10 protein-coding genes are annotated in these 12,141 nt (G+C 67.0%); 4 read left to right on the forward strand and 6 right to left on the reverse strand.

Features of this window, described 5'->3' with window-relative positions; genetic code table 11:
- Positions 1-710: 710 nt before the first annotated feature.
- Positions 711-5,006 carry a PAS domain S-box protein gene (locus tag ACSHV8_RS14460; protein WP_436533221.1) on the forward strand — a complete coding sequence of 1,432 codons (4,296 nt, stop codon included), beginning with the start codon at positions 711-713 and terminating at the stop codon, positions 5,004-5,006.
- 323 nt (positions 5,007-5,329) lie between these two features.
- On the opposite strand, the gene ACSHV8_RS14465 is transcribed toward ACSHV8_RS14460, so the two are convergent.
- Both ACSHV8_RS14465 and ACSHV8_RS14470 read right to left on the reverse strand, forming a co-directional pair.
- Complete coding sequence (locus tag ACSHV8_RS14465) at positions 5,330-5,614, reverse strand: hypothetical protein (protein ID WP_436533222.1); 285 nt, start codon at positions 5,612-5,614, stop codon at positions 5,330-5,332.
- Between the two features lie 66 nt (positions 5,615-5,680).
- Positions 5,681-6,664 (reverse strand): hypothetical protein, encoded by a 984-nt coding sequence (locus ACSHV8_RS14470; RefSeq protein WP_436533224.1) that lies wholly within the window; start codon positions 6,662-6,664, stop codon positions 5,681-5,683.
- A 428-nt stretch (positions 6,665-7,092) separates the two neighbouring features.
- Here ACSHV8_RS14470 and ACSHV8_RS14475 point away from each other — a divergent pair, with 428 nt between their 5' ends.
- A complete protein-coding gene (locus ACSHV8_RS14475; RefSeq protein ID WP_436533226.1) occupies positions 7,093-7,611 on the forward strand; it encodes an RICIN domain-containing protein in 519 nt (172 codons plus the stop codon).
- A gap of 2 nt (positions 7,612-7,613) precedes the next feature.
- Here the strand turns inward: ACSHV8_RS14475 and ACSHV8_RS14480 are convergent, their stop codons facing one another.
- From ACSHV8_RS14480 to ACSHV8_RS14490, 3 genes are all read right to left on the reverse strand, one after another.
- Entirely contained in the window at positions 7,614-8,777 is a 1,164-nt protein-coding gene (locus ACSHV8_RS14480) for a TetR/AcrR family transcriptional regulator (protein ID WP_436533228.1), read from the reverse strand.
- 100 nt (positions 8,778-8,877) lie between these two features.
- Positions 8,878-9,075, reverse strand: a complete 198-nt coding sequence (locus ACSHV8_RS14485) for a DUF397 domain-containing protein (RefSeq protein WP_436536768.1) — start codon at positions 9,073-9,075, stop codon at positions 8,878-8,880.
- 17 nt (positions 9,076-9,092) lie between these two features.
- Positions 9,093-9,977 carry a helix-turn-helix domain-containing protein gene (locus ACSHV8_RS14490; RefSeq protein ID WP_436533229.1) on the reverse strand — a complete coding sequence of 295 codons (885 nt, stop codon included), beginning with the start codon at positions 9,975-9,977 and terminating at the stop codon, positions 9,093-9,095.
- 451 nt (positions 9,978-10,428) lie between these two features.
- On the opposite strand from ACSHV8_RS14490, the gene ACSHV8_RS14495 reads away from it, so the two are divergent.
- Both ACSHV8_RS14495 and ACSHV8_RS14500 read left to right on the forward strand, forming a co-directional pair.
- Entirely contained in the window at positions 10,429-10,833 is a 405-nt protein-coding gene (locus ACSHV8_RS14495; protein ID WP_436533231.1) for a hypothetical protein, read from the forward strand.
- Between the two features lie 9 nt (positions 10,834-10,842).
- Positions 10,843-11,055 (forward strand): helix-turn-helix transcriptional regulator, encoded by a 213-nt coding sequence (locus ACSHV8_RS14500; RefSeq protein WP_436533233.1) that lies wholly within the window; start codon positions 10,843-10,845, stop codon positions 11,053-11,055.
- Positions 11,056-11,162: 107 nt separating this feature from the next.
- Here the strand turns inward: ACSHV8_RS14500 and ACSHV8_RS14505 are convergent, their stop codons facing one another.
- Complete coding sequence (locus ACSHV8_RS14505; RefSeq protein ID WP_436533235.1) at positions 11,163-11,987, reverse strand: HNH endonuclease; 825 nt, start codon at positions 11,985-11,987, stop codon at positions 11,163-11,165.
- Between the last annotated feature and the right edge of the window lie 154 nt (positions 11,988-12,141).

A 12,141-nucleotide genomic window follows, 5' to 3' on the forward strand; every position in this document is an offset into this window, starting at 1 on the left:
TGGCCCCTTGACCCATTTACTCCGTATCAAGTGGTCATTGTCGCCCGGAGGGCAGCGTGATGGCATCACGCTGCCCTCCGGGAATGGCGCACCACCCGAGAGTTCGGCGGTAGACAGCCCGCCAGCCGATAGAGGTCGGCGGCGTCGCGCCAGCCGCCAGGTCGTGCGTGACCGCGGAGAATTCCTCGATATCGGTGTCCGGAATCGCCTGCGGCACAGCGGCCGTGGAGGGGAATGCGTATCGGCCGAGGAGTTCCTTTTCGTGGCCGGTGAACAGCAGTTCGGGGATTCCCGAGGCGGCGAGGGACGTCGATGTGCCAGGCGCCTCCGTGTGTCACGTCCGCCGGCGCCTCGAGGTCGAATCCGGGCAGGCCCATCTCGATGGCGGTGAGGCTGCGCACGTCCTCGGGGTGTGTGGTGGCCATGCGGTAGACGGCCGCTCCTCTGATGCCCTGCCCCGGCGAGGTGCCGGGGTGGATCACCCGCGACCTCGACGGTTCCGCCTGAGCAAACGCCACCGGATGTGGATGTCGGGTGGCGGCGGGTGGCAATGTGGTAGCGGGCCTCAGGCCGTCGCTCTTGTCGCCGAATATGGGCCCATGGTGAGTCCGTTGTTCGGCGAGGCGTCATGGGTCGCTTCAGGGTTGCATGATCCGGTTCGGCTTCGGATTCTGCGGGCTACCGGTTTGCTGGAGGAGCACTGCAGCGCGGTGCTGGATCGGCTGACGCGTCTGGCCGGCCGGTTGGTGAACGCGCCGGTGGCGCTGGTCTCGATGGTGGAGGAGGAGCGGCAGGTATTCCCCAGTGCGGTGGGCCTGCCGGAGCCGTGGGCCAGTCGTGGTGAGACGCCGCTGTCGCATTCGTTCTGCCAGCATGTCGTCGCCGCCGATGCACCCCTGATTGTGAGTGACGCTCGTACCGATCATCGGGTGTGCGGCAATCTCGCGATCAAAGATCTCGGGGTGGCAGCCTACGCCGGATTTCCGTTGCGAGCTCCGCAGGGTCAGCCGCTCGGATCGTTCTGTGTCATTGACGTCCAGCCTCGGCAGTGGTCGGCCGACGAACTGGCGATTGTCGAGGATCTGGCCGCCGCGATCGAGGCCGAGATCGCTATGCGGTTGTCCCACGCGAAGTTGATGACCGAGTCGCGGCGGCGGCAAGCGGTGCTGAACGCCGCCGCCGATGCGTTCGTCACCGTCGATGGTCAGGGCATAGTAAGCAGCTGGAACTCCTCGGCTGAGACATTGTTCGGCTGGGACGAGTGCGAGGCACTGGGCCACGTTCTGACAGATCTGATCATTCCGGACCGGTTGCGTGCAGAGCACGCCGCGGGGTTGCGTTCGTGGCTGCCGGGGCAACGGCTGGAACAGGTCGCGGTCGATCGTGAGGGCCGGGAGTTCCCGGTCGAGATGAGTCTGCAGGCGCAGGTGGAGCAGGACGGCACGCTCTTTCACGCGTTCCTGCACGACGTGAGTGTCCGGAAGGCGCGGGAGAAGGAGATCGCCGACAGCGAGGTCCGGTTCCGGTCGTTGTTCGAGTCGTCCCCGATCGGGATGGCCCTGGTCGGGCTCGACGGGGTGTGGCTGCGGGTGAACCCGGCGATGGCCGGCATCACCGGCTACGGCGGTGAAGAGTTGCTCGCGATGGACTTCCAGTCCATCACTCATCCGGACGACTTGGACCGGGATCTGGAACTCGTCGAGCAACTGCTGGCCGGAGAGATCCCGGACTATCGGATGCACAAGCGCTACCTGCGCAAGGGCGGCACAGCGGTGTGGTGCCTGCTCTCAGTGACGCTGGTCCGCGACGAAACCGGCACGCCACAGCACTTTCTGGCGCAGGTCGTCGAGGTCGACGCGGAACGCCGCAGCCAGGAACTACTGGACGTAACCTTTGCCTCGTCGCCCGACCTGCACCTGCTCACCACTCCGGAGGGTGTGGTGGTGCGCGCGAACACCGCCTGGCAGGACGTGATGGGCTGGACCGAGGACGAACTGGTCGGCAGTGACGCCACCGCGCTGATCCACCCGGACGACCGGGCGGCCACGCTCTCGGGCGTCGCCGCGGCGACCTCGGGGCCGGCATCGGACCGCTCGGTGACCGTGGTGAACCGCTATCGGACCAAAACCGGCGATTACCGATGGCTGCAGTGGCATGGTGCCGCCCTACCCGGACAAGGACTGCTGATCGCCAGCGGCCGGGACATCACCGACGCACGGGCGGTGCAAGAGGCCCTACGGCGTAGCGAGGAACAATCCCGGGTGGCGTTCGATGCCAGCCCGCTGGGCATGGTCATCGCCGACGACAACGGCCGGTTCGTGCGGGTGAACCCGGCTTTCGCGCGGATGATCGACCTGCCCGTCGAAGATCTGCTCGGCCGTGACTATCGCGACTTCACCCATCCCGAAGACCTGGCCGCCAGCCGCCGCGAGGTGGCCCGCATCGTCCAGGACCAGCAGGTCGTCGGCGAACTGGAGAAGCGGTTCCTGCGCGACGACGGCACGGTCGTCTGGGCGCGGGTGACGATCACCGCGATCACCGGCCCGGACGGCCAGACACAACGCCTGGTGCAGGCGGAGGACATCACGGTCCGCAAGGACGCCGAGGAGCGGGCCGGCCGGGAGAGCGAACGGCTGCGCAGCACCATCGCCATCCAACGGGAGGTGGCTGCGGCGGCTGCCGACCGTGACAGGACGCTGCAGTTGGTGGCGGAACGAGCGACGGCTGCGCTGCCGGCCGCGGAAGGCGCCATCATCGGCCTGCTCGACGGGACGGAACTGTACGCGGCGGCGACCGCCGGCGTCCTGACCGCCCACCGCGACGTGCGGGTGAGCATCACCGGGTCACTGGCCGGTCAGGTCGTCACCACCGGCACGACGCTGCGCTGCGATGACATCGAGACCGACAGCCGGGTCGCCCGGGACAGCAGCCTGGCCGCCGCCGTCCGATCAATGATCGTGGCGCCGCTGTTCGCCGACGGTCAGGTCTTCGGCACCCTCGGCGTGTCGAGTTCTGCGGCCAACGCGTTCGACGACGCCGACACCGAGCAACTCACGCTGCTCGCCGACGCGCTCACCGGCGCATTGCGGCACGCCGACGACACCGCTCACCGGGCGCGGCTGCTGCAGCGAGCCAACGAGGCGGTGGCCGCGTTGGAGATCAGCGAGGCCCGCTTCCGGTCAGCGTTCGACAACAGCCCGCTCGGCATGGTCCTGACCGACATCCGAGCCGCCAACGTCGGCGTCGTCCTGCAGGCCAACGCCGCCATGGCGACGATCACCGGCTACCCCACCGATCGGCTCACCGGGATGCGCGTCCACGACTTCCACCACCCGGAGGACCACCCGGCCACCGACCAGGCACTCGACGATCTGCAGCACGCCGGCATCGACACGCTCACCTCAGCCAAACGCTACCGGCATGCTGACGGGCACACCGTCTGGGTGCAACTGCACGCGGCCGTGATCCGCGACGACCAAGGCGCCCCGCTGTACCTGATCACCCAGGTCCAGGACGTCACCACCCAGCGGCAGATCGAACAGCAGCTGCACCAGCGCGCCCAACTGCTGGATCTCACCCAGGACGCGGTGATCGTCCGCGACCTCGACGGGCACATCATCTATTGGAACCCCGCCGCGGAGCACATCTACGGTTGGGCGCCGGAAATCGCGGCCGGGCACGACCTCGACCGGCTACTCGGCACCATCTGGACCGGTGACGTCACCCGCTCGGCGATCGACGAGGAACTGCATGCCCACGGCGCCTGGGCCGGCGAACTGGAACACCGCCGGGCCGACGGCCGTCGGGTCAGCATCCTGTCGCGCAAGGCTCTGCAACGCGACCCCGAGGGCAACCCGGTAGCGATCCTGTCGATCAACACCGACATCTCGGCTCGCCGCCACGCTGAACAAGCCCTCCAGGACAGCGAGCGGCGTTTCCGCTCCCAGTTCGCGCATTCCGCGGTCGGGCAGGTCATCCGCGGCGCCGACGACCGCATCCAGGAGGTGAACCCGGCCTTCGCGGCCATGCTCGGATACTCGCCCGAGCAACTGGTAGGAACCAAGGTCGGCGAACACATCGCGCCGCAGGACCATCAGGCCAGAATCCGCGCACTGGCCACCCTGTTCGCCGGTCAGGCCGACTCCTACCAGCAGGAATGTCAGCTGATCCGAGCCGACGGCGGCCACCTGGAGGTACACACCACCGTCTCGGCGATCCGGGACGAGACCGGCCACCCGGAACGCTTCGTCGGCCTGTTCCAGGACATCAGCGACCGCAAAGCCGCCGAGATCGCCCGCGACGCCGCCATCGCCGACCTTGCTGACCGCAACAGCCAGCTCGAGGATGCCAACCGGCTCAAGCAGGACCTGATGGGCATGCTCGGCCACGAGATCGGCAATCCGCTGTGCTCCATCCTCGGCTACACCGAGATCTTCACCGACTGCTGGGACGACCTTCCCGCCGATCGGCAGAAGAAGATGCTGCAGGCGATCGACCGCAACGCGCACCTGATCAACGGCATCCTGGGTGAGGTCCTCACCCTGGTAACCCTCGATGCGGGCGCGATCACCGCAACACCCGAGACCGTCAACCTCCGCGACCACCTCGAGATCGCCGTGGCCAACACGAACAGCACCACCACGACAGTCGACTGTTCCGCTGACCTGACCGCCGGCGTGCAACCCGGGCATCTCGCTCAGATTCTCACCAACCTGCTGTCCAATGCCCGCAAATACGGGGGCGGCGCCACCATGATCAGTGCCACCAGTAACGGCACCAGCACGAGAATCGCCGTCCAGGACGCTGGTCCAGGAGTTCCGGCCCAACTGCGCCCACACCTGTTCGAACGCTTCAGCCGCGCCCAGAACACAGCCACAACGGTGAAGGGCACCGGCCTGGGGCTTTACATCGTCCGCGAACTCGCCCGGGCCAACAACGGCGACATCCACTACGAACAAGCCCCGCAACAGGGATCCATTTTCATCCTCACCCTCCCCGTTTCATGACGGGGCACCGCGGAGGCGGCGTGCTGATCAACGTCGCGGAACGGTTCGTCGAGGCGATCTTGCGCCGTCGTCGCCTATGGGGGCGATCCGAAGACTATTGATCGTCCTCGCACCCGGCCGCGCTGTGCCCTACAGAGGCTCAGCTCTGACCGCGAATGTCGACCTCCACGCAGAATCGGAACGGTCTGGCCGCGTAGCGTGGGTGAGCGGTTGGAGCCGGCTTGCCGAGTTTTTTTCACCTCGGCAAGCGCTTTGATCACGGACCCAACGCCTGAGTTCCTGCGGCGCCCGTCATTCGGCAGCGCACAGTTTGCCCGGCACGGTCACGGACCCTCATTGACCCCTACGGCGCCCGGTCGGGGAAAGCGCCGCCGCCAGAGGGCGAAGCCACCCGACAGCACCGCGGTCGCGGCTGCGCCCGCCGCGGCGGTGAGCAGGCCGCCGGCGATGGTGTCGACCGTGGTCGCCGGCGTCGCGGCCGTCCCGACCTTGCCCATGGCCAGCACGTTGTCGGCCACGTCGACGGCCTCGGTGCCGACCGAGCTCAGCTGGTGATGGCCGGTCCCCGGCGAGAGCTCCAGCAGCCGGGCGGAATCGACCTGGTTCATGCTGGTCAGCTGGTAGCGGCTGTCCTCGTCGTCGAACAGTGTCGTGGCGGCGTCACTGGTGGGTGCTTACGCGACCGCCACCGGCCGCCCGGAGGGCCACCAGCCGAGCACCCGCACTGCGTACGCCCCGTCGACCTGATACCGCGGTCCCACGGCTGCCCCGGTCGTCGCCGCGAGGGTCGTCACGGTCCAGCGCACCGGGTAGTCGCCGCAGGAGGGGCAGTGTTCTCCCGACACCACGAGCAGCCCCTGCCCGTCGCGGGTCCAGCTGCCCTTGCCCGCCAGCCGCGCGCCGTCCGGCAACGGTACGGCGGTGGTGCGACCGCCGGCGACGGTGACGATGACGACCTGACCGGAAGCCTGGTACGCCAGGCGTGTGCCGTCCGGCGAGAACGCGACCGTCCAGCCGTCCAGCGCCGCGGCGTCCGGGAGAACCGCGACCTCGGTGATCGCGCCGCTGGCGACGTCGAGCAGGTTCAGCGTGGTGGCGGACCCGTTCGCCGTTGACGGGTAGGGCCCGTCGCCGCCGGTCGCGCGGCTGGTCACGGCGAGCCGGGCACCGTCCGGCGACCAGGCCTGCGCCGCAAGTTCCCGGTGCTGCCAGGCCTGCGGGTACACCGTCCATCGGCCGGTCGCGATGTCGAGGATCCCGTCACCGGAGGCCAGGCGGCGGCCGTCCGGCGACAGCACGGCCCCGAACCCGGCGGCCCCGGCATTGTTGACGAACACCCGGTAGTCTCCCGAGTCCGCGCCGATCACCGCGCCGTACCAGTGAGAGCCGTCCGCGTACCACGTGTTGCCGCTGATCAGGACGGCCGCCGCGGTCACCGGATGTTTCGTCTCGTCGGCACTGCGGATACCCGGCACCCCCACCGTTGCCGGCAGGTTCACCGCCCGTGCCGCCACCACGGCCGCCGGTGTCCCGGGATGCCATCCGAAGAGACCACTGGTGAATCCGGCGAGCGTGAGGACCACGAGCACCACCGCCAGCATCGCGCTGATGACCGATATCCGAACCGGCCAGTTCGGCCGCGTATGCCCCGACGTCATGGGTGGTTGATCCTCCGGTGTCAATTTGCTGGGAAACGTCAGCTCAATGGCGGGATTCGGCCGGGACGTCATGATCACCGCCGTTTGGACCTGGTGATCCGTTTCTTACCAACACCTGCTTTCCGTACGCGGCGGCCGTACCGCTCGAAATCGGGGGCAATCCGCGTGAGCTGATCATGATCCATGCAGGGCACGGTAGGCGATGTCAAATCCCGGCGTGCCCTTCGTAGGTAGCTCCCGTGCTCCTACCCGCAACCTGGGTATCGCCGGCCGCAAAGTTGGGCAACAATCGCCCATCTCCTGAGGCGACCGGCAAACCTAATCTCCTACCCATGAAGTCAGCAATGCCACTTCGTGGCGTTCCTTTCGCGAAGGCAGTTCCGCTGGCCAAATCCGACGCGGACAACCGCGAGCGAAGGGAAACCATCGTGCCCAGAAACAGATTTCTCGCCGTCGCCACCGCGCTGGCCGCCCTCATGGCCACACTGTTCGTGGCGAGCCCGGCGTCCGCCGCCGACCTCAACTGGCGCCACTTCGTCGGCGTCGCCAGCAACCGGTGTCTCGACGTCGACACCAACACCAACTTCAAGGTCCAACTCTGGAGCTGCGACAGCGGCAGCGACGAATCGTGGGGCGTGAGCTTCGTCGGCACCCTGCCCGACGGCGAGGGTTTCTACAACATCGTCAACCGCCGTACCAACTCCTGCCTCACCCCGAACGGTTTCAGCACGGCCGTCAGCACCCCGGTCGTCATGAACTCGTGCAACCTCTCGGTCACTCAGTTGTGGTATTTCCCGGTCAAGACCGGACCGGTGCAGACGATCGTCAACGTCTGGTCGGGCCTGTGCCTGGACGCTCGCAACAACGGAACCGGCAACGGCACCATCGTGCAGATCTACACCTGCAACAGCACCACCGCGCAGCAATGGCGGGACGTCGACGTGTGACGCTAGATCGTCAACGCGCCGGTGACCAGCGCGGTCACCGCATCACGATGACCGGGCGTGTCCTCCCAGCGGAGGGCCCGCCCGGCCTCCACCACCACCCCGAACCCGGCGTGTGTCAGCAGCCGCGCCTGCCGTGGATCCAGATCCGGCCGCGCCGTCCGCAACTGCTGCTCCCACACCGCGATGTGCTCCCGCTGCGCCAGGATCAACGGCCGCTGCAGGTCGGCCGGCAGCCCGGCGATCTCGGCTTCGGCCACGCTGGTCAGCGCGTTGTGTTCGAAGCTGTAGGCCACATACGCCGCGGCCAGCGCGATCACCGCCTCACGCGGATCGCCCGCCTGATGCAGACTCCGATCCACCGCCTGCGCCAGCAGCCCGGCCGCCTGCAGACACGCTGCGGCCAGAATGTCGACCTTCCCGGGGTAGTGCCGGTAGATCGCCGACGGCGCCAACCCCACCGCCTGCGCGATCTGCACGTTCGTCACGTTCGCGAACCCGTCCCGCGCGAACAGCGGAATCGCCGCCGCCAGGATCTCCGCCCGTCGCGTCCGCGGCACCGGTTGTGCCGGCAGCTCAACAGATTCCGCACTCCCGGCCGCCGCCCCCGGATCGACCGTGATCACACCGAGCGCGGACGCCAGCAACAACTCCTCGATCCGCCGCTGCGCGATCGACGTGTGATGCATGGTCACCGAGCCGATCGCCCCGAGCGCCGCCACCGCCCGTAACCCGTCGTCCTCCCGCGGATGCTCCCGCTGAACCATTTCGGACACGCGGCTGATGACCTGCCCGAACTTCGTCCGCAGTTTCCGCCGGTCGTCCTGCTCCAGGTAGCGGGCCTCCCACCGGTACAGCCCGCCCGACGATCGATGCGCCACGGTCACCCGGATGATCGCGGTCAGCACGTCATCGAGGGTCGAGTCCGCCGCCGATTCGTCGACCACCGCCGCCAGCCGGTCCACCATGACGTCGGCACACTCGGCGAACAACGCGTACTTGTTCGGGAAATGCCGGTACAGAGCGGCGGCGCTGATGCCCACGGCGGCGGCGATCTCCTCCATGGACGCCGCGTGGTAGCCCCGCTCGCTGAAGACCTGGCCGGCCGCCTCGACGATGAGTTGCTTGCGGTTGCGGGGCCGGGTGGCCGCGGTCGACTCGGCGGTCATGAGAGGTAGTCAATCACAGACCACCAGGCAGGACGCTGGTCCCTCATGCGGTGAGGCCCGGGCCGCTTCGGCCCAGGCTCCCACCTTTCCCGTACGGCGTTCAGCCCGGCAAGTCGAATTCGCCCCGCTTGACCCCGTCGAGGAAGTCCTCCCACTCACCGCGCGTGAACATCAGCGTCCCGCCATCCCGGTCCTTGGTGTCCCGAACAGCCACAACGTCGGCAAGATTGCCCGCCACCTCAACGCAGTCGCCCTGAGCGCTGCTGCGCGTGCTCTTGTGCCAAACAGCGCCGGTCAAGCTATGCACGTCCATGATCATCCCTCTACTTGGCTGTGCAGGATCGAAGTGATCATTTCATTCGATTCTTGCGCGCTCAAGGCTAGATCGTCCAGCTCCGACCATGCCCGGTTGAATACCTCGATTTCACTCGGACGGTCGAGATAGAGTGCCCCGGTTATGCCTTCGGAATAGACGGTGGTCGGTTCGGATTCGTCGGGAAAGTCGAGGATGGTGAAGCCGCCGCCAACCGAGGCTTGATGCAGCCCCTTGGAGTTCGGCAATATGCGAATTGTGATATTGGGCTGTTCATTCGCTTTCAAGAGATGAACGAGCTGTTGATGCATGGCGCCGCTTGTTGCGGTCTCGATCAAGAGTGCTGCCTGCGAGATGACGAAATCGGTTGCCGGAGCCTCTGGGAACTGGCGTGTCAACAAGCTTTGTCGGACCTGCCTGAGCTTGATCCTTCGCTCGAGTTCTTCTTCGGTCCGATCAGGTCCGAAGGTTCGGAACAGGTCTTCCATGTAAGCGAGTGATTGGAGAAGTCCTGGGATAAGGATGGGCTCGAACTTGCGGATCTTGTTCGAGGCGCTCTCCAGGCCCAGGTAAAGATCGAACCAGTCCGGCAGTTCGACGCCGTAGGTGAACCACCATCCTTTGGTCTTGGTTTCCTTCGCCAGGCTCATCAGATCTTCGGTGTACTTGGCGTCGGCGCCGTAGAAATCGCACAGCAGGCGGACGTCCGGCGCGCGCACGGGTCCCGCACCCTTCTCGATACGCCAGATTTTTTGCGTCGAGCAGTCCAGATAGGCGGCGGCCTGCTCGATCGTGATCTTTTTCGGTTTCGCGTTCTCGCGAAGCGCCTTCAAGAACCGGCCGAGCTGGCGGCGCGGCACTGTCGACCCGGTCTGTTCGGACTCCACCCGAGGCCCTCCTTCCAGGAGATACGGCTTACCTAACATCGGCCATGGAATGGTCTCCACCTCCGCCATGGAAGGTTTACCGTGTGATCTTGAAAATTTCCAGCCCCCTGGGCCTACTTTTGCACGGCGGAACGTTGCGCCAGCCCACGAGACCGCGGAAACATCCGTTGCGAGATGACCGACGGTGGATTGCCGGAGGGAATTTCTTCGACACGGCGGCCGGTTGAAGGTTGGCCCCTCGGGCCGGCCGCCGTGTGTCCTCGAATAGTTCCGCGGAGGTGACCGTGCATGTTTGTTTCCGCATTGATCGGGGCCGCGTTCGTCATTCTGGCCGGCGGCTACCTGGCCGGCCTACGGCTGGGCCGGGTCAGCGCCCGCTGGTGCACCGGCTGCGGCCGCGACCGCGAATGCCTGGTCTGCGACCGCGGCTTGATCTTGGAAAGGAGGGTTCATGATCCGGCAAAGCGAGCTACGCGCCGCCCTGAACGCGATCGGGATTGACGCCGAGGTCCAGGTCCGCCTGGCCGGCGTACCCATGGAGATCATCGGTGTCCGCCTCGACGACCTGCGCGGCGTCATCATCCTGGCCCTGGACGAGGACCAGTCCCACGAGGCAACCCGCCGCTTCCTCACCCTCGCCGCCACCCAGACCACCCCGCCCCACCCGACCCCCGAACGCCCCCGAACCGCCGCCGAGTGCGTCCAAACCGTCGGCCCTGCTCCGCTTCACACCGTCCGGCCGACGGAATCCGCTGGTAGTGGGACCCGAGAGGCTGGCGACCGCGACGGGTTCGGGGCGCAGGAGCACGCCGTCCGGCGCAACGCGCGCGGCCACTTCGAGCTCCTGCACGAGTAGGCCCGGACGATGGACACGCAGTTCACGGCCACAAGACCGGATGTCGACGGCCCTTGCATGATGGGCGCCGCCGAGATCAGCCGCCGGCTCGGCCTCAGCCGCCAACGCATCCAGCAGCTGGCCGAGCGTGACGACTTCCCCAAGCCGTACCAGCTACTCGCGATGGGCCGCATCTGGCTGGAACCGGAAATCGAAACCTGGATCCGCGACCACCGCGATTGACTCCCGCCTCCGCACCGCGGATGCCGGTTGAGAAGGAGGCCCGGCCTGGGCCACGCCCCAACGGCATTGCCAGGGTCCGGGCCTCTTTCATTACGAGGCGTAATGCGTCAGTCGTCTTTGGCCATGGCGTGGGCGAAGTACGAGTTCGGGCCGTAGCCGCCGTCGTAGTCCTCCGGCCCGCCACCTTCGTCGTCGTCATACTCATAGTCGTCGAGGACGGCATCCCACATGTCCGCCCACGACTGTCCTGGAAAGTCGGCGAGCGTGTATCCGTGCTCGGCGAGTTCCTCCAGCAGGCGGGCGCGGCGTTCCTTCCGTAGATTCCGCCACGCGTCGGCCCACCCGTTCTCGTCGTCGCACAAAAGGCGCGGTTCGTCGGGCGTTACTCGTTCGCGTTCGAGCCGCCGGGCGTAGGCGACGCGTTCCGGTGGCGCGGGGACCATCCGCGCGCCGGTTTTCCGGTGGTGGCACGCGACGCACAGCAACTGCAGGTTGTCCAGGGCCGACGAGTCCCCGGCGATGTGGTCGATCTCGGCACCCGGCTCACCACAGATGCGGCATCGCCGCTGATCCCGCCGCCACACCTCAGCTCGAAGGCCATCGGACAGTTGCCGGGCCCGCTTGGCGTAGCCGCCACTTAGGAGATGGGCGATCTTCGTGTTCAGAACGAGCCGGACGTCCGGTTCTTCGATTCGGCCGTCACGGGTGACGCGCCGCCAGTACCTCACGGTCTCCGCGGTCTGACTGCACAACTCTGAGCAGAACAGCCCCTCGATCTGCGGGGGCAGCGAGTTGAGGCAGTTCGCGCAGTGATCCGGGTCGAAACGGGGGCCTGACTCGCCGGAGGCGTGACGCCGGGCCGTGGAGTAAGACTCACCGGTGGCGGCCATCCGGGCGCGGGCATCGTCCTTTGCACGCCGATTCTTGGTCATGCCATGTCCATCCTGGGCCGAACCCCACGACTCCGACCGCGACATCTCACGGCACGTGAAGACAGCGATCGCACGAGTCGAAGACCCTTGTCCGGCGTGCCGGCTCATCGTGGGTGAGACCGGCATGGAGGCGGGCAGGTGCGGCTGCCGTGGA

It is taken from the genome of Actinoplanes sp. HUAS TT8 (genome assembly GCF_051380535.1).
Taxonomy (GTDB): domain Bacteria; phylum Actinomycetota; class Actinomycetes; order Mycobacteriales; family Micromonosporaceae; genus Actinoplanes.

Bases quoted from the DNA above. Each gene is read 5' to 3' on its own strand.
- ACSHV8_RS14505 (WP_436533235.1), bottom strand. From the start codon at position 11,987: ATGACCAAGAATCGGCGTGCAAAGGACGATGCCCGCGCCCGGATGGCC.
- ACSHV8_RS14465 (WP_436533222.1), bottom strand. From the start codon at position 5,614: ATGAACCAGGTCGATTCCGCCCGGCTGCTGGAGCTCTCGCCGGGGACC.
- ACSHV8_RS14470 (WP_436533224.1), bottom strand. From the start codon at position 6,664: ATGACGTCGGGGCATACGCGGCCGAACTGGCCGGTTCGGATATCGGTC.
- ACSHV8_RS14500 (WP_436533233.1), top strand. From the start codon at position 10,843: ATGGACACGCAGTTCACGGCCACAAGACCGGATGTCGACGGCCCTTGC.
- ACSHV8_RS14495 (WP_436533231.1), top strand. From the start codon at position 10,429: ATGATCCGGCAAAGCGAGCTACGCGCCGCCCTGAACGCGATCGGGATT.
- ACSHV8_RS14480 (WP_436533228.1), bottom strand. From the start codon at position 8,777: ATGACCGCCGAGTCGACCGCGGCCACCCGGCCCCGCAACCGCAAGCAA.